The 17,187-nt window shown below is 67.7% G+C and carries 16 protein-coding genes and 2 riboswitches; of the genes, 5 read left to right on the forward strand and 11 right to left on the reverse strand.

Annotated features, from left to right (window positions below):
- The first annotated feature begins 1 nt into the window (after position 1).
- Positions 2-1,618, forward strand: coding sequence for a phospholipase D family protein (locus tag ACTG4X_RS05590; RefSeq protein WP_440533376.1), 1,617 nt, complete (start codon positions 2-4; stop codon positions 1,616-1,618).
- Positions 1,619-1,625: 7 nt separating this feature from the next.
- On the opposite strand, the gene ACTG4X_RS05595 is transcribed toward ACTG4X_RS05590, so the two are convergent.
- The 10 genes from ACTG4X_RS05595 to ACTG4X_RS05640 are packed head-to-tail and all read right to left on the reverse strand — an operon-like array spanning position 1,626 to position 9,887.
- Positions 1,626-2,597, reverse strand: coding sequence for a threonine dehydratase (locus ACTG4X_RS05595; RefSeq protein ID WP_440533377.1), 972 nt, complete (start codon positions 2,595-2,597; stop codon positions 1,626-1,628).
- A gap of 9 nt (positions 2,598-2,606) precedes the next feature.
- Complete coding sequence (locus ACTG4X_RS05600) at positions 2,607-3,239, reverse strand: LysE family translocator (protein ID WP_093178298.1); 633 nt, start codon at positions 3,237-3,239, stop codon at positions 2,607-2,609.
- A gap of 7 nt (positions 3,240-3,246) precedes the next feature.
- On the reverse strand, positions 3,247-3,939 hold the full coding sequence (locus ACTG4X_RS05605; protein WP_440533378.1) for a VOC family protein: 693 nt from the start codon (positions 3,937-3,939) through the stop codon (positions 3,247-3,249).
- 21 nt (positions 3,940-3,960) lie between these two features.
- The gene (locus ACTG4X_RS05610; protein ID WP_176928856.1) at positions 3,961-4,884 is read right to left on the reverse strand and encodes a PhzF family phenazine biosynthesis protein; all 924 of its coding nucleotides are present in this window, start codon (positions 4,882-4,884) and stop codon (positions 3,961-3,963) included.
- A 5-nt stretch (positions 4,885-4,889) separates the two neighbouring features.
- Entirely contained in the window at positions 4,890-5,531 is a 642-nt protein-coding gene (locus tag ACTG4X_RS05615) for a glutathione S-transferase family protein (protein WP_093057249.1), read from the reverse strand.
- Positions 5,532-5,566: 35 nt separating this feature from the next.
- Positions 5,567-6,403 (reverse strand): PhzF family phenazine biosynthesis protein, encoded by an 837-nt coding sequence (locus ACTG4X_RS05620; RefSeq protein ID WP_440533379.1) that lies wholly within the window; start codon positions 6,401-6,403, stop codon positions 5,567-5,569.
- A gap of 12 nt (positions 6,404-6,415) precedes the next feature.
- Entirely contained in the window at positions 6,416-7,054 is a 639-nt protein-coding gene (locus ACTG4X_RS05625; RefSeq protein ID WP_440533380.1) for a LysE family translocator, read from the reverse strand.
- 23 nt (positions 7,055-7,077) lie between these two features.
- Positions 7,078-8,280, reverse strand: a complete 1,203-nt coding sequence (locus ACTG4X_RS05630) for a PLP-dependent aminotransferase family protein (RefSeq protein ID WP_440533381.1) — start codon at positions 8,278-8,280, stop codon at positions 7,078-7,080.
- A gap of 60 nt (positions 8,281-8,340) precedes the next feature.
- Entirely contained in the window at positions 8,341-9,291 is a 951-nt protein-coding gene (locus ACTG4X_RS05635) for a DMT family transporter (protein WP_440533382.1), read from the reverse strand.
- Positions 9,288-9,887 carry a LysE family translocator gene (locus ACTG4X_RS05640; RefSeq protein WP_093079222.1) on the reverse strand — a complete coding sequence of 200 codons (600 nt, stop codon included), beginning with the start codon at positions 9,885-9,887 and terminating at the stop codon, positions 9,288-9,290. The genes ACTG4X_RS05635 and ACTG4X_RS05640 overlap by 4 nt, the downstream gene beginning before the upstream one ends.
- A 114-nt stretch (positions 9,888-10,001) precedes the next feature.
- Here ACTG4X_RS05640 and ACTG4X_RS05645 point away from each other — a divergent pair, with 114 nt between their 5' ends.
- The 4 genes from ACTG4X_RS05645 (at position 10,002) to ACTG4X_RS05660 (ending at position 15,552) form a co-directional block, all read left to right on the forward strand.
- Positions 10,002-11,447 (forward strand): aminotransferase-like domain-containing protein, encoded by a 1,446-nt coding sequence (locus ACTG4X_RS05645; protein ID WP_093079220.1) that lies wholly within the window; start codon positions 10,002-10,004, stop codon positions 11,445-11,447.
- 93 nt (positions 11,448-11,540) lie between these two features.
- Positions 11,541-12,299: a PhaM family polyhydroxyalkanoate granule multifunctional regulatory protein gene (locus ACTG4X_RS05650; RefSeq protein WP_440533383.1), complete on the forward strand. Its 759-nt coding sequence runs from the start codon at positions 11,541-11,543 to the stop codon at positions 12,297-12,299.
- Positions 12,300-12,344: 45 nt separating this feature from the next.
- Entirely contained in the window at positions 12,345-13,625 is a 1,281-nt protein-coding gene (locus tag ACTG4X_RS05655; RefSeq protein ID WP_440533384.1) for an FIST signal transduction protein, read from the forward strand.
- Between the two features lie 307 nt (positions 13,626-13,932).
- Entirely contained in the window at positions 13,933-15,552 is a 1,620-nt protein-coding gene (locus ACTG4X_RS05660) for a hypothetical protein (RefSeq protein ID WP_440533385.1), read from the forward strand.
- Here ACTG4X_RS05660 and ACTG4X_RS05665 read toward each other — a convergent pair.
- Positions 15,531-16,850: a D-amino acid dehydrogenase gene (locus ACTG4X_RS05665; protein ID WP_440533386.1), complete on the reverse strand. Its 1,320-nt coding sequence runs from the start codon at positions 16,848-16,850 to the stop codon at positions 15,531-15,533. The genes ACTG4X_RS05660 and ACTG4X_RS05665 overlap by 22 nt on opposite strands.
- Before the next feature lie 92 nt (positions 16,851-16,942).
- Positions 16,943-17,059, reverse strand: a riboswitch (glycine riboswitch).
- A gap of 3 nt (positions 17,060-17,062) precedes the next feature.
- A riboswitch (glycine riboswitch) is annotated at positions 17,063-17,164 on the reverse strand.
- Between the last annotated feature and the right edge of the window lie 23 nt (positions 17,165-17,187).

The following is a 17,187-nucleotide window of genomic DNA, read 5'->3' on the forward strand; positions in this document are numbered from 1 at the left end:
CATGCCCGCCGCAGCCTCTTTTGTCGCACTGACTCGCAAGCTCCTGCTGGCCGCTGCAGCCTGCGTTGCCCTGTCGCTCGCCGGATGCGCAACGCTTCCCGACGAAGGGCCGCGCACCGCCAGCACCTCGCTGCCCGTACAGGGCCCCGCCACGCCGCTCGACCGGATCGCCACCGCGTCGATGGAGGGGGCAGAGCCCGGAGCCAGCGGCTTTCGCCTGATGCTGGGCCTTGCCAGCATGGACACGCGCCTTGTGCTGCTGCGCGGCGCGCAACGCTCGCTCGACCTGCAGTACTACCACCTGCACGACGACGCGACCGGCCGGCTGGTGTTGCGGGAGCTGCGCAACGCGGCCCAGCGCGGCGTGCGCGTGCGGCTGCTCGTGGACGATCTGTACACGGAAGACATCGGGCCCTTGCTCGAGGGCCTGGGCGCCTATCCGAACGTGGAAGTGCGCATCTTCAATCCCTTTCCCACGCGCGGCGGCATGGCCACCCGCTTCGGCTTCGCCCTGCTCGACTTTGCCCGCGTCAACCGCCGCATGCACAACAAGCTGTTCGTGGCGGACGGCGTGCTGGCCGTGGCCGGCGGACGCAACCTCGGCGACGTCTATTTCATGCGCGACACCGACGACAACTTCTTCGACTACGACGTGCTGGTGGCGGGCGCGGTGCTGCCGCAGATGGCGAGCATCTTCGACGAGTACTGGAATGCGCCGCAGGTGCGCACCGCAGCGTCGGTGCTGCGCCCGTCGGGCGACACCGAAGCCGCGCGCCGGGGCTTCGATGCGCGGGTGGATGGCGCCGACACGCCCGAGCCGGTGCCGTTCCGCACCGTCGATCCCTTGGGCCGCGTCACCCTCGGCGACGAACTGGGGGCAGGCCGCGTGAAGCTTGCGTTCGGCACGGCGCAGGCTTTTGCCGATTCGCCGGCCAAGGCCTGGGGCCAGGCGGAGACGCAGCGCCTGCCGAGCGGTGCGCTCATCGACACCAGCCGCCGCCTGCTGGGCGAGGCGGCGCAACAGGCGCAGGTTGAAATCATCACGTCGTCGCCGTACTTCGTGCCGGGTCCGGTGGCACTCGACGGCATGCGCCGCAATGCGGCGAGGGGCATTCGCCAGACGCTCATCACCAACTCGCTGGCCGCGACCGACGAGCCGGTAGTCCACACCGGCTACCGCCGCTACCGCGCCCGGCTGCTGGGCGACGGCATGCAGATCTACGAGATCCACCCGAACGCGGGCCGGGCGCTGTTCGTCGGCAGCATCGGCGCAGGCACGCAGGTGCGGCTGCACACCAAGGCGCTTGTGATCGACAGGAAGACCCTCTTCCTGGGCTCGGTCAACATGGACCCGCGCTCGGACGCGCTGAACACCGAGTTCGGCCTGCGCATCGATTGCCCCGCGCTGGCCGAGGAGGCGCGCGCCTTCTTCGGCGAACTCATGCAGCACTCGGCCTTCCAGGTGCGCCTCAAGCCAGGCAGCGACAGCGAGCTGGAATGGTGGCGCGTGGACGGCGACCAGCCGGTCAAGGTGACCGACGAGGAGCCCGGCGCGGACCTGGCGACGCGCGCGAAGCTCTATCTGCAGTCGCTCGTGATTCCCGAGTCGATGCTGTAGAGGAGCGTCAAGACGCGTTGCGCCCGAGCACGCCGGCGAACATGCCGGTATCGACATTGCCCCCGCTCACGCACACCCCCACCGTCTTGCCGCGCCAGCGTTCCTGCTGCTGGAGCGCGGCTGCCAGTGCGGCTGCGCCGGCCCCCTCGGCCACGTTGTGCGTGTCGCTGAAAAGGATGCGCATGGCCTCGGCGATCTCGTCATCGGTGACGGTGACAACGTCGTCGGCTTCGCGCAGGATCACTTCGACCGATTCGGGCACCGGGACGCGGCAGGCCATGCCGTCGGCCAGCCGCGTGGTGACGGGCGACTCGACGGGCTTGCCGGCGCGAAAGGAATCGCGATACGCCGTGGCATGCGCCGACACCACGCCGATGAGCTTGGTCGACACGCCGCAATGCGCGCGCGCCGCCGCCGCGGCGGCAAAGCCGGAGCCCAGGCCGATGGGTACGAACAGCACGTCGGGCGGCGTGTCTTTCAACGCGTCGAAGAACTCCGCATACGCAGTCGACACGCCGCGCACCAGTTCGCGGTGGAACGAAGGCACGCGGTGCAGGCCGTCGCGTTCGGCCAGCGCGGCCGCATGCTCGGAGGCGGCCTGGAAGTCGTCGCCGTGCTCGACCAGCGTGACGCCGAGCGCGCGCATCGCGGCGTTCTTCTCGGTCGAATTGCCGTGCGGCACCACGATGGTCGCGGCCAGCCCGTGGCGCCGCGTGGCGAAGCCGACCGACTGGCCGTGGTTTCCGCGCGTGGCGCTGATGGCATGGCGCACTCCGGGCTGCTCGCGCGCCAGGGTTTCGAAGTAGGTCAGGCCGCCGCGGATCTTGAAGGCGCCAGCCGGCGTGTGGTTCTCGTGCTTGGCCCACACGGTGGCGCCCAGGCGCTGCGAAAGCAGCGGCCAGGCGTACTGCGGCGTGGGCGGCATGGCCGCATGCACGGTGCGCTGCGCGGCTTCGATTTCTTCGCGGGTGAATTTCACGGGATGTCCTTACTTGCGTTCGGTGAGTGCCACGCGAACGGCCAGCGCGGCCAGCACGCTGCCCATGATGTAGCGCTGCGCGCGCAGCCAGCCCGCGCTTTGCGACAGCACGGCCGTGATGCTGGCGGCGCCGACGATCATCACCGTGTTGACCACGGCGCTGGTCGCCATCTGCGCGATGCCCAGTTGCATGCTCTGCAACAGCACCGAGCCGCGTTCTGGGTGAATGAACTGCGGAAAGAACGAGAGATAGAACATCGCCACCTTCGGGTTCAGCAGGTTCGTGAGAAAGCCCATGCGAAACAGCTTGCCCGGCGGATCGGCCGGCAGTGCGCGCGCCTCGAAGGGTGCATTGCCGCCGGGCCTGACCGCCTGCCACGCGAGCCACAGCAGGTAGGCCGCGCCGGCGATGCGGATCGCGTCGAACGCCAGCGGCACTGCCAGCAGCAGCGCAGTGAGCCCGAGCGCCGCGGCGAACAGATGCGCCAGGAACGCCAGCAGCACGCCGCCGAGTGAGATGAGCCCGGCGCGTCGACCCTGCACCAGCGTGCGCGAGACGCAATAGATCATGTTCGGCCCCGGCGTGAGCGCCAGCAGCAGCGAGGCGAGGGCGAACCAGGCGATTTCGGTGAGGCTCAGCATGATCGGGTCAGAGTCCTTGCGATTCGAGCGTGACGGTGCCGCGCGGCGTGTCGAGCACGGCGATGAGATTGGGCGGGCCGGCATCGACCTCCATGCCGGTCATGCCGATGGCTGACAGCGCGGCGACCAGCGTGGGCGCGCGCGGGTGCACGGCGCGCAGCGAGCGCATGGCGAGGCCAGACTTCGGCATGGCATCGGTGGGATGCACCGGGCCCCACTGGATGAGCGTGGGCAGTGCGCCATAGAACAGCCGCTGGCCGTCGTCGCGCACGGTGATCTGCCATTCGAGCCGGCCGGCGGGCGTGTCGCGCGAGGCTTCGAGCAACTGGCCGCGGTCGATGTGCGCGTGCTCTTCATGTGCGAGCGCTCGCGTTGCCGCATGCGCGTCGGGCACGCGGGCGACGAAATGAATCAGCTTCGGGCCATGCTGTGCGAGCCCGGCCTGCAGCGCGGCGTCGTCGAGGTCGAACCAGCGATGCGTCTTGGGGCGCGAGGGCTGCTTGCCCGGCTCTATCGCGATGATTTCCGCGTAGGCTGCGGGGAAGGCGTCGCTCGCGATGTTCAGCAGGCGGTTGTGCGTGCCCATCAGCGGATGCGAGCCGCCCGGGGCCGGCGTGACGCCGAGCGTTGCCTCGCACCAGGCCACGCCCTCGGCGAGCGAGGCGGCGGCAATCACGAGGTGGTCGAGTTGCGCGTGCATGGCGGGCCTCAGGCGTTGCGCTTACAGCGTGACGTGGCCGTCGACGCAGGTCACGGCGTCGCCGCCGACCCAGATCTTTCCTTCGGCGTCACGCTCGATGTAGACGCGGCCCGCGCGGCCCAGGCACTGGCCCTGCGCGGCAAGGTAGCGCTCGGGCATGTGGCCGTCGGCGATCAGCCATTCGGCCAGGCTGGCGTTGAGGCTGCCGGTGACCGGGTCTTCCTGCACGCCGATGGGCTCGGCGAAGGCGCGCACCTCGAGGTCAATCTTCGCGCCGTCTTCGTTCGGGGTCGCGGGCCGGTTGCCGAAGGCGCGCGCCTCGCGGTTCGAGCGGCCGATGAGCAGCGCGGTGTCGTGCGCCGCGGGCACGCCCGCCACGCCGGCCTTCACGCCCAGCTCCTTCAGGGCGCGGTGATCGGGCTGCAGCGCCAGCACGGCGTCGGCGTCGTTCACCAGCAGGCCGAACCAGACCGGCCCGTTGTCGAGCACTTGCGCCGCGATGACCTGCTGCGCCTTCAGGCCTAGCGCGCCGGCCACCTTGGCCAGCAGTGCGGGACTCGGTGCACTGCGCTTCAGGGGCGGCGCGGCGAATGCCAGGCGCTCGCCGTCGCGCCGCAGGGGCACGAGGCCGGCGCCGCATTGCTGCACCACCAGGCCTGCAGCCTTGGGCTTGCCGCCGGCCTGCAGCCACGCATGGCAGCTGCCGATGGTCGGGTGGCCGGCAAAGGGCAGCTCGCCGCCGGGAGTGAAGATGCGCACGCGGTAGTCGGCGGCCGGATCGGTGGGCGGCAGCAGGAAGGTGGTTTCGGACAGGTTGGTCCATTGCGCAAAGCGCTGCATGGCGGCGTCGTCGAGGTCCTGGCCATCGATCACCACCGCGAGCGGATTGCCGTAGTAGGCGGTGGCGGTGAAGACGTCGACTTGCTTGAAGGGGCGGGATTTCATCGGGTTCATTCGAGGGGGAGGTCGAGCACGCCGCGCGTGCCCGGGCGGGAAAGCAACTCTGAATACCAGCGTTCGACGTTCGGCCAGTTCGGCCTGCGGTATTCGGCAGCCGGCAGGTTGAACCAGCGGTGCGCTTCGCAGCCGACCGGGATGTCGGCCATGGTGAAGCGCTGGCCGGCCATGTACGGCTGGCTCGCAAGATGCGCGTCGAGCATCGAGAACAGCGCTTCGCTGTCGCGGACGGACGCCTCGATGAGCGCGCTCTGGCGTTCCGACGGCGGCGTGCGCACCCACTGGATGAAGGCGTCGCGGCTTGTGCGGTTGAGGGTGGTCTGCTGCCAGTCCATCCAGCGCTCGGCGTCGAAGCGCGCGGGCAGCTCGCTCGGGTAGAAGTTGCCGTGCGAATGCTTCGCGCAGAGGTAGCGCACGATCACGTTCGACTCCCAGAGCGTCACGCGCTCGGCGCCCTCGCCGTCGTCGATGGTGGGCACCATCGCATTCGGGTTGAGCGCCAGGTATTCGGGCGTCTGCACCACGCCGAATTTGCCGCCGGCCTCGGTGCGCTGGAAGTCGAGCCCGAGCTCCTGCGCGCACCACACCACCTTGCGGACGTTGATCGAACTGATGCGGCCCCAGATGTTGAGCATGGTTTGGTTCTTTCTTTCCTTGGTGCTTCGGCGACTCAGGCCCGCATGATGCGCGCGGTGCCTGACACGCGGATCGAGCTGCCCGGTGTGGGCGAAATATCGGCGTGCAGGCGCGACAGCATGCCCATGTCCTCGCCCTGCACCACGTCGATGGCGCCGCCGTGCGGCCAGCCGATGTCGCGCAGGTAGCAGGCCAGCGCGGCCGTGGCGGCGCCGGTGGCGGGGTCTTCGTATACGCCGCCGGATGCGAAAGGGTTGCGCGTGTGCAGCAGTTGAGCGGTCTCGGCGAAGACCAGCACGATGGTCGTGAGCCCGGCACGGGCCATCAGCGTGCGGCCGGCTTCCAGCTCGTAGTGCATCGCCGACAGCGCCGCGCGGCTTTTCAGGGCCAGCACCAGATGGTCGGCACCCGCATGGGCGACGGCCGGCGGAATGCGCGAATCCAGGTCTTGCCGCGCGTAGCCGAACAGGGCCAAGGCCTCGGACAGCAGCTCGGGCGACGCAGCGGCGCTGCGCGTGGGCGGCGACTGCAGCGCGGCCTCGACCAGGCTGCCGCTGCGCCGGCCTTCCACGGTGATCTGCGCATTGTTGAGCGTCAGCGGGAATACGCCGTCGCCTTGCTGCATTGCCAGCGCAGCGCCCAGCGCGATCGTCGCGTGGCCACAGAAGGGCACTTCGGACTGCGGCGCGAAGTAGCGTACGCGCCAGCCGCCGTCATCGGCGCGGGCGGCAAACGCGGTTTCCGAAAAGCCGACTTCCGCGGCAATGCGCTGCATCTGCTCCGCGGGCGGCAGCGCATCGGCGATGACAACACCGGCGGGGTTGCCGCCCGTCTCGCGATCCGAGAAGGCCGCGATCTTCAGAACGTTCATGGAAAACCTTCTTCAGCGAGGTGAAGGACGATCGAGGAAAAGCAGGCGCACGGCCAGCCCCAGCATCACGGCGGCCAGCAGGCCGCTCTGGAACCGTGCCGCGCCGGGCCGGTTGTGCAGCCAGCGGCCGACCTGACCGCTGCACGCGCCCAGCAGCGTGTTGAAGGCCAGCGCGGCCATCGACAGCACCACGCCGAGCTGCACCAGCTGCAGCGGCACGCTGCCGCGCGAGGGATCGACGAACTGCGGCAGGAACACCATGAAGAACAGCAGCGCCTTCGGATTGACGAGGTTGTTCAGCAGCGCCATGCGCACGATGCGGCCGAAGCCGGCGGGCTGCGCCTGCGCACCGATGCGAAGTCCGCCACCGTTGCGCAGCGCCTGCGCCGCCAGCCACACCAGGTACAGCGCGCCCGCGTAGCGCAGCACATCGAACGAGGGCGGCCAGGCCGCCACCAGCGCGGTGACGCCGGTGGCCGCGAACAGCGTGTGCACCAGGTCGGCCGCCGAGATGCCGATGGCCGCCGCAAGACCGCCGCGCGGGCCATGGGCCACGCCGTGCGAGAGCACGAAAGCCATATTCGGGCCGGGCGACAGGAACAGCGCCAGGACCGCGAGCAGGAAGAGCGACAGCGTTGCAAGGCCGATCACGGGAAGGCTCCTGGTTTGTGCTTTCAGACCTGCGCGGCGGCCAGCTTCTTGTCGCCCAGCAGCACCAGCTCTTCGCGCAGCGTCTGCGCCAGCGCGGCGATGGCGGTGTCGATTTCTTCGACGCTGGCCGTCACGAACGACAGGCGCAGCGTGCGCGGATCGCCTTCGCCCGCGTAGAACGGCGCGCCGGGCACGAAGGCCACGTTGCGCTCCACCGCCTTGGGCAGCAGCGTCACGGTGTCGACGCCCTCGGGCAGGCGCGCCCAGAGGAACATGCCGCCCTTGGGCGCGTTGAACTTCACGTCCAGGCCGGCCATCTCGCGCTTGAGCGCGGCGATCATCGCGTCGCGCTGGCGCTTGTAGAGGGCGCGGATGGTGGGCACGTGGCGGTCGAGGAACTTGTCCTTCATCACGGCCGAGACCATGCGCTGCGTGAAGATCGGCGTGTGCAGGTCGACCGCCTGCTTGGCCTGCAGCAGCTTCGGGTAGATGGACTTGGGCGCCACCAGGAAGCCCAGGCGCAGGCCGGGGGCCAGCACCTTCGAGAACGAGCCCAGGTAGATCACGCCTTCGGGGTTGCGCGCGGCCAGCGGCAGCGGCGGGGCTTCGTCGAACCAGAGTTCGCCGTAGGGGTTGTCCTCGACGATCGGCAGGTTGGCAGCCGCAGCGGCGGCCGACACCGCGGCGCGGCGCTCCTCGGTCATGGTGCGGCCGGTGGGGTTCTGGAAGTTGGGCAGCAGGTAGACGAAGCGTGCGTCCTTGGCCTTGGCCACTAGGTCTTCAACGATCACGCCGTCATCGTCGCTGGCCACGCCCACGGGGTGCGGCTCCATCGGGCCGAAGGCCTGCAGCGCGCCGAGGTAGGTGGGCGTTTCGACCAGCACCTTGCTGCCCGGATCGATCAGCACCTTGGCGACCAGGTCCAGGCCCTGCTGCGAGCCGGTGGTGATGAGCACCTGCGAGGCGTCGACGTCCCACGGCAGCATGTCGGCCACGGCCTGGCGCAGCGGCGCGTAGCCCTCGCTGGCGGCGTACTGCAGGGCGGCTTGGCCGTCGTTGTGCAGAACTTCGGCGCAGGCGTCGGCAAAAGCCTGGATCGGGAAGGTCTTGGGCGAGGGCAGGCCGCCGGCCAGGCTGATGATGCCGGGGCGCTCGGTGACCTTGAGGATTTCGCGCAGCACCGAGGGATTCATCTTGGCGGCGCGGGCGGCGAGTTTCCAGTTCATGGCTTTCTTCTTTCAGGCGGTGAGGTGAGATTCGAATGATGCGGGCAGGCGCGGCGCCGCTCAATCCGGCTGGATGTCGCCACGGTATACGACGCGGGCCTTGTTGTCTTGCGGCTGCGAGAGGCGCTTGCCGATGACCACCGTGGCCACCACCGCGACGGCGAAGCCCAGCGTGACCATGTCGAGCGGCTCGCCCAGCAGCGGGATCGACGCGAGGATCGAGAGAAAGGGCTGCAGCAGCTGGGTCTGGCTCACGCGCAGCGCGCCGCCCAGGGCCAGGCCGCGATACCAGGCGAAGAAGCCGATCCACATCGAGAACGTGCCGACGTAGACGAAGCCCAGCCACGAGGCCGTGGCGACGGGTTGCTGCGGCCACAGCGCCAGCGCGACCGGCAGCGTGAAGGGCAGCGCCATCACGCAGACCCAGCAGATCACGCGCTCGGCGCCCAGCGACGGCGTGACCTGCGCGCCGTAGATGTAGCCGATGGAGGCGGCGATGACCGCGCCGAGCAGCAGCAGATCGGCCCATTCGAAGCCGAAGCCATGGCCGCTCTGGCTCGCGCGCAGCACCGAGAACGCCACCACCAGCAGGCTGCCCGCAATGGCGCAGAGCCAGAAGCCGAGCCGTGCGCGCTGGTGCAGCACCAGGGCCGCGACGGCAGCCGTGACCAGCGGCAGCAGGGCAGTCACCACCGCCGCATGGCTGGCCGTGACCACGCGCAGTGCATAGGCCAGCAGCAGCGGAAAGCCGATGGCATTGCCCAGCACCGCGAAGGCCAGCGGCTTCCACTGGTGCGCTGCAGGCCGCGGCGAGCGCGTTGCCAGCAGGAAGATGGCCGACAGCACGCCCGCCAGCGCCGCGCGCCCGAGCGTGACGAACCACGGCGACAGCTGCGGTGCGTCTTGCGTGCCGGTGGCCAGGCGCGTCATCGGCAGCGTGACGGCGAACATGGCCACGCCTACAACGCCGAGCCACATGCCCAGCGTCTCGTCTTTCACGGCGAGCTTCATACGCTCACCATCCACCAGGCTGTCAGCACCAGTACCAGGCCCATCGCGCGGTTGAACCACAGCAGCCGCGAACCCTTGGCCAGCCATTCGCGCAGCAGCGCGCCGACCAGTGCGTAGGCGAAGTTGCTGATGAAGGCATAGGTCAGCATCACCGGCGCCACGATGGCGAAGCGGCGCAGCGCATCGGGCTGCCCGGCGATCCAGCCGGCCACCAGCGTGAGCGCCAGCAGCCAGGCCTTGATGTTCACGAACTGCAGCATCACGCCCTGGCCGAAGCCGACAGACAGCTTGGCGCCGTCGGCCTTGCCGAGCGTGGCGCTGCCGCTGAGCTTGTAAGCGAGCCACAGCAGGTAGCCGATGCCCAGTGCCTTGATGGCCAGGCGCAGCGAAGGCATTGCCACCACCAGCGCGCCGATGCCGGCGGCGCACAGCGCAAGCAGCAGGGTCCAGCCCACGGGCACCGCGACCACGAAGCGCATGGCGCGCGGCAGGCCGCCGTTGGCCGCCAGGGCGGTGGAGAGCGTGGTGTTGGGACCGGGCGAGAAACTCATCGCCGTGGCCAGCACCAGCAGCGCGGTGAATTCTTGCCAGTTCATGACACACACTCTAAACTTGAGACCATTACAGTTCCAGTACAGTTGGTCGAACAATCAGGCAATCTGTATTGGCCACTCCTTCGACACAGAAGCCGGCACAGCCCAAAACAACGCATGCTGACACGCACCTCCACCCAGTCGCTGACGGGGCAACTGGCCGACCGCCTGGCCGAGCGCATCCGCACCCGCCTGCTGCCGCCCGGCGCTCGCCTGCCTTCGGTGCGCGAATGCGCGCGGCAGCAGGGCGTGAGCCCGTACACCGTCGTCGCCGCGTACGACCAACTGCTGGCGCAGGGGCTGGTCGAGGCCCGCCGGCAGCGCGGCTTCTATGTGCGGGATTCGGCACCGGTACAGGACGGCCGTCCGAACCACGGCGCGGACGCCGGTGGCGCGAGCGGCATGCCGGCGGCGATGGCGGTGCAGATGATGGCCTCGCGCATACCGGCCGACGCGAGCTCACTGATACGCAGCATGTTCCACCGCCCGAGCGACAAGCCGCAACCGGGCATGGGCGTGTTTCCGCCTGACTGGATGTCGTCCACCTTCATGCCCACGGCCGTGCGGCGCATGACCAGTACAGCCGCCCTGCAGGAGCTGTCGCTCCAGTACGGCGAGCCGGCCGGCGACATGAGCCTGCGGCGCAGCCTCTCGCAGAAGCTGGTGGGCATCAACGTGCCGGCGTCGCCCGACCAGATCGTGACCACCATCGGCGCCACGCATGCGCTGGACATCGTGAGCCGCACGCTGCTGCGCGCCGGCGACCCTGTGATGGTCGAGGAGCCGGGCTGGGCGCTGGAGTTCGCGCGGCTGGAGGCGCTGGGCATGCGCATCCTGCCGGTGCCGCGGCGCGCCGACGGGCCCGACCTGGAGGTGATGGCGCAGTACTGCGCGCTGCACCAACCCAAGCTCTTCGTCAGCGTGAGCGTGCTGCACAACCCGACCGGCTACAGCCTCACGCCGGGCAGCGCACACCGCGTGCTGAAGCTGGCCAACGAATACGACTTCCACATCGTCGAGGACGACACCTACAGCCACCTCGCGCCCGAGCACGCCACGCGGCTCAGCGCGCTCGACGGGCTGCAGCGCACCATCTACGTGAGCGGCTTTGCCAAGATCCTGGCGCCCAACTGGCGCATCGGCTTCCTGGCCGCGCCCCCGGCGCTGAAGGAGCGGCTGCTCGAAACCAAGCTGCTGGCCACGCTGACCTCACCCACGCTGTTCGAGCGGGCGTTGTCGTGGTGCATCGACCAGGGGCAGCTGCGCCGGCATTCGGAGCGCGTGCGCATCCGCCTCGACGGGGCGCGGGGGCGGGCAGTGAAGCTGGCGATGTCGCACGGCTGCACCTTCGCCTCGGAGCCGGCGGGGCTGTTCGGCTGGGTCGATACGGGCGTGGACACCGACGCGCTCACGCAGCGCATGCTCGACCAGGGCTACCTGCTGGCGCCGGGCTCCCTGTTCCATGCGCGCCGGCCGCCGAGCACGATGATGCGGATCAACTTCGCGACCTCGCAGGACGCGACCTTCTGGAAGGTGTTCAGCAAGGTCCGAAGCGAGCTCTGATGGCAGGTAAAAGGCGGGGGAGGTCCGGGCCAAAAGGCCGGAGGCTTGGAGTAAGCTGGCAACACAAGAAAACCCACCCAGGAGACCACCCGCATGAGCACCGCCAGCAAGCCCTTCGACTTCAGCCAGTTCGTCCCCGGATTCGACTTCCTGAAGAACCTCGCCGGTGGCGCCGCAGCGGGCACGGGAGCCGGTTCTGTGCCAGGGATTCCGAGCCTTGCGAGCTGGGTGGCTCCCACGCTGAGTGTGGAAGAGGTCGACAAGCGCATCCAGGAACTCAAGACGGTGCAGTACTGGCTCGAGCAGAACGGCCATGCCCTCAAGGCCACGATCCAGGCGCTCGAAGTACAGAAGATGACGCTGTCGACGCTGCGCGGCATGAACGTGCGGATGGAAGACATCGCCAGCGCGTTCACCAAGCAGGCGGCCGCCATGAAGCCCGCGCCTGCCGCGGCAGCTCCGGAGCCCGAACCCGAAGAGGTCGAGGAATTTGAGGAAGAGGACGAAGTGCCCGAGGAAGAAGCTCCGGCACCGACGAAGCCGCGCAGCAGGCCGGCTTCGGCCAAGGCAAAGACCGCGGCGGCCGATGGCGCCGGCGTGGTCGATCCCATGCAGTGGTGGGGCTCGCTCACCGAACAGTTCCAGCAGATCGCCAGCTCGGCGCTGCAGGACGCGGCCCAGCTGAAGGTGCCGGCCATGGCCCAGCCGCTGGCCGATGCGGTCGGCAAGGTCGTGGGCAAGCCGGCAACAACGGCAGCCCGCAAGCCTGCTGCGGCCAAGAAGGCTGCAGCGCCGGCTGCCAAAAAGAAGACGTCGACCGCCGCGCGCAAGCGAACCTCCGCCCGGCGCTGACGTCATACACATCCATTTGTTGAAGAGAACGGGTTGGCACGCATCATGAAGTTGTTTCCCTCCGGTCACGCCACCCATCCGCAATGGCGTATGGCGGCCGGCCTCGTGCTGGCCCAGTTGCGCGCACAGATGGCCCTGCCCGACTACGCCGCGTCGCCGACGCTGGGGCTGCTCTACATCACCGACCACTATGCGAGCGAGGCGCAGGACATCCTCGACCACCTGAGCGCCGAACTGCCCGAGGTGACCGACTGGTCGGGCACTGTCGGCATCGGCGTGTCGGCCAACAACGCCGAGTACTTCGACGAGCCCGGCATGAGCCTGATGCTTTGCGCTTTGCCCAGCGACCAGTACCGCGTGTTCTCGGGCGTGGCGCCGCTGGGCAACTCCGAAATGAGCGGCTTCGAGGCGCACACGGCGCTGGTGCACGCCGACCCGGCAACGCCGGACCTGGCCGAGTTGATCGCCGAGATGGCGGGGCGCACCGACACGGGTTATTTGTTCGGCGGGCTGTCTTCGGGGCGCGGCAGCGCGCTGCAGTTCGCAGTCGGCGGCAACGGCAACATCCGCGGGCACGGGGCGGCGGGTGGGGTGTTTTCGGGCGGCCTGTCGGGCGTGGTGTTCGGCGAGGGCGTACGGCTGGTGTCGCGCGTCACGCAGGGCTGCCAGCCGCTGCGCTCGGGGGCAGTGCGCGAGCGCGAGATCACCGAGGCCGACGGCAATCTGCTGCTGAAACTCGACGGCGAGCCGGCGCTCGACGTGCTGCTGGCCGATCTGCAGGTGTCGCTCGAACGGCCGCAAGAGGCCATCGACGCCGTGCGCAACACGCTGGTCGGCCTGGCCGATGCCGGTAGCGACGGCATCCGCCGCACCGGCGACCTGGGCGCCGACGTGCTGGTGCGCCACATCATCGGGCTGGACCCGACGCGGCGCGGCATCGCCATTGCCGATGTGGCCGAGGCCGGCATGCGGCTGACCTTCTGCCGCCGCAACGCGCAGGCCGCGCGGGCCGACCTGATGCGCATCTGCGCGGAAATCCGAGAGGAGCTGGAGCCCGAAGAGCAGACGCTCGCCACCGCGCGCGCCGTGGCGGCGGGCGAGGCCGAGGCGGCGCCGCATCCGGCACGGCGCATCGCGGGGGCGGTGTACGTGAGCTGTTCGGGGCGCGGCGGGCCGCACTTCGGCGCACCGGGCGCTGAGTTGCAGATCGTGCGGCACGCGCTGGGCGATGTACCGCTGGTCGGGTTCTTCGCTGCGGGCGAGATTGCCCGGCATCACCTGTATGGCTATACCGGGGTGTTGACGGTGTTCACTGCGGCGGATTGACAGGCGACGCGCGGTCGTCCGTTCGCTTGCCTCGGGCCCTGACCACCGAGGCGCCCCCTGAAATCGACTTGGCCCAAGTCGCGGCGAGACAGTACGCCAGCAGCAAGATGCTCCCCCAACTTCGGGTCTTGGTTGGCGCGAATTCAGTCGCCTAACGAAGGGGTAATTGTTATTTGATGTAATCAAGTTGTCATAAAGACCGCTGGCGAAGTGCTGCGCGCGAAAGCTGGTGCATGAAAGATAATACTTTGGCGTTATTTTTTAATGTCATCCTTCTACCCGAGTCGAGATCGAATTTCCCCGCGCGATGAGCTATTTGTCTTTTGATGAGGTAATTTTTCTGGATGATTTCTTTCGATCGGAAGAGGCTGGGCTTCAATCTCATCCATCCAATAGACGCTTTCTTCGGGGGCTTTTTGATTTCGCGGGCCAATCTCTCGGTATTCCAATGCGCGAGGAGTACCCCACCTCCAATGGAGGGCGAATTCCTGTCGGGCTCATGATGGATTCGCTGGGTTTGCCCCGAGCGGTGGAAGGGTGGGCGAGCGCCGCCATTGCCGATCTGCAGCCTGCATTCAACGGATGTGAAGTTCGCGGATTTGGCGAACGGAGCCTGGTCATTGGATGGGGAATGCCTCCCTCACTGTTGAAATACATCGCTTCCCGCGGCGCGGTATTCATTGATGTGGAGGTGCATCCGCTGCGATTTTCCAGGCACCTCCAACTGGGCGTGCGAACCAATAGCCGGCGGATTTCCCGCATTCTTTCGAAAATCCAAACTCCGGATGAGGCATTTCAAAGCGCAGCGATTGGAATGAAGGCGATGTTCTCGCGGCGAGGCGACGGTGCCTTGCTTTGCCGCGATTCCAGGGTGGGCGTTTTTCTGGGGCAGACGGAAGTTGACCTGGCCCTCGTCAGCAATGGCCGACTTGTGCGTCCAGCGGATGTCGCTGAGAGGGTTGCGGATCTCGCGGCTGAAGTGGACGTCCTGGCAATCAAGCCTCATCCGTATCAAGAAAATACGGTGCTGCTCGACGACCTGTTGAGGCGCATACCGAACGCGATAAAAATCGAATCCAATATCTACGCAATGTTTTGTGCCGAAAATATTGAATTCTTCGCAGGGATTTCATCGGGCGCATTAACTGAAGCGGAGTATTTTGGTCGCCGAAAAGAAATGCTCGCCGAGCCAGATAGAAATAACGCCGCGCATCTTCCAGATGGATGTACGGATTGGATTCCCGTTGGAAGCGAAATTGCCTCCCTTCCTGTGATGAGGGACATCGTCGGCCGAGTGCGCCTGCCGTTCTTTCTGATGCCCCGGAAGCGCTATTCCACAGTCATGTCGGCTGCAAACGCGGACATGGTGGATCGGGCATTCGGGTTTCGCTGGGGCCTTCAGCTCGACGCCGCGGGACTGCGCTCGAGCCCGAAGGTGGCGCTGGGCGAAGATGTCCAGTTCGGGCGCGGGAGCCCCTATGCGGGGGGGCTGTTGTCCGGCTGGCACGAGCCGGAAGTCTGGGGTGTTTGGAGTTCGGGGGAGAAAGCTGCCTTGCTGTTCGTGCTCGACACCACGAAGCTCCCTGCAACCGGGCAGCTACGAATTAGCGTGGCGGGTGCACTCTATCAACCGAGCGGGAGCGCGCGGGTTGCACTGGAGGTCCAAATCAATGGCAGGGCTTGCCAGGCTGCCAGGGCGGGCGATTCACTGACCTTGTCCTGCGATCTGGATGTGCAGCAATTGCGCGCCAGGCCGTTCCTGGCTGTCGAGCTTGTCGTGAGCGGCGCCCACCGGCCTTGCGACATATCCGAAAGCGCCGACGCCCGCTGCCTCGGCTTCGGACTTCGGCTGTTGAAGGCCGAAGTGGTCGTGGCGAATGACAGTGAGGCTGCGAGCGTCTCGCTTCAGGATGCGCTTGTGGAGTGAGCGCGAGCCGCACCGGTGCGGCTCGCGCGAGCGATACCCCTGAACGCGAAATCCACCTCAGGCGCCAGCCCGCTCACGATCCGCGCGATGGACTTCCCCGAGCCGCAGGCATGCGTCCAGCCGAGCGTGCCGTGGCCCGTGTTGAGGAACAGGTTCGGCAGCTTGGTCTTGCCGATCAGCGGCACGTTGCTCGGCGTCGCGGGGCGCAGGCCGGTCCAGAACTGGGCCTGCGTGGTGTCGCCGGCACCGGGGAACAGCTCTTCGACGCGGCGCACGATGGCTTCGCACCGCACGCGGTTGAGGTCGCGGTCGTAGCCGTTGAGCTCCGCTGTGCCGGCGATGCGCAGGCGGTCGCCCGACTCCGAGGTGTAGCGCGAGAACACGAGTTTGAATTCGTCATCCGTCAGCGAGACCTGATGGGCTTTCGTCGCGTCCTTGACGGGCAGCGTCACCGAATAGCCCTTGGCGGGGTAGATCGGCAGGCGGATGCCCAGCGGGGCGGCATACAGCGGGCTCAGCGAACCCATCGCCAGCACGAAGGCGTCGCCGCGGATGCGCTGGAAGCGGCCTTCGCTGTCGGTGGCTTCGACGTGATCGATGCTGCCGCCGGCTTCGCGCAGCGCGGTCACGGTGTGGCTCATCAGGAACTTGACGCCCGCCGCGGTGGCCAGGCCCACGAGCTCGCGCGCGAAGCGGTTGGCGTCGCCGGACTCGTCCTCGGCCGTGTAGGTGGCGCCGGCCAGCTTCGGGCGGATGTGGGCGAGGGCGGGCTCGATCTTCACGGCTTCATCGGCCGAGATGACCTGGCGTTCGCAGCCCAGGGCGCGCATCTGCTCGGCGGGCGCGAGGGCGCCGTCGAACTCTTTTTGCGTCGTGTAGAAGTGCAGGATGCCCTGCGTGCGCTGGTCGTAGTTCAGGCCGGTGTCGCGGCGCAACTGTTGCAACATCGAGCGGCTGTATGTTCCGAGACGCACGATCTGCTCGATGTTGTGGCGGGTGCGCGCCGATGTGCATTCGCGCAGGAACTGAAGGCCCCAGAGCCACTGGCGCATGTCGGCGCGGATGCGGAAGAGCAACGGAGCATCTTCCTTGCCCAGCCACTGCAGCACCTTGAGCGGTGCGCTTGGGTTGGCCCAGGGCTCGGCATGGCTGACGGAAATCTGCCCGCCGTTGGCGAAGCTGGTTTCGGCGGCCGGGGTGGCCTGCCGGTCGATCACGGTCACTTCGTGGCCGAGTTGCTGGAGGTAGTAAGCCGAGGTCACGCCGAGCAGGCCGGCGCCAAGAACGATCACGCGCATTTCAAGTACCTTTGAGGTTGCAGCGCTTGAACGACGGGCGTGGTGTGCTATTGAATAAATAGCAAAGCAACCGGACGACCGCTGTCCAAGTTGCCGCTCCCCCTGTCCTCGGTACCTGAGAGATTCACCCGCTGCGCCCGCAGAGGGTTTGCTCCTTCGGTGCATCACGACCACGTTGGGCGGTGCGATGGCTCTCCAGACGGCGTTTCAGTTGGTGCAGTACAGGTCCCTTGTTTTGGACCGACCTGAGCGTTTATGGGAGTTTGCGCCTTCGGTAGGGCCACCGGGGTGGCCCGCTCTCCTGCAGTGGGGCGATTGTAGGCGGGGCTTGCGCGGG

It is taken from the genome of Variovorax sp. YR566, assembly GCF_051992195.1.
In the GTDB taxonomy this organism is placed as follows: Bacteria; Pseudomonadota; Gammaproteobacteria; order Burkholderiales; family Burkholderiaceae_C; genus Variovorax.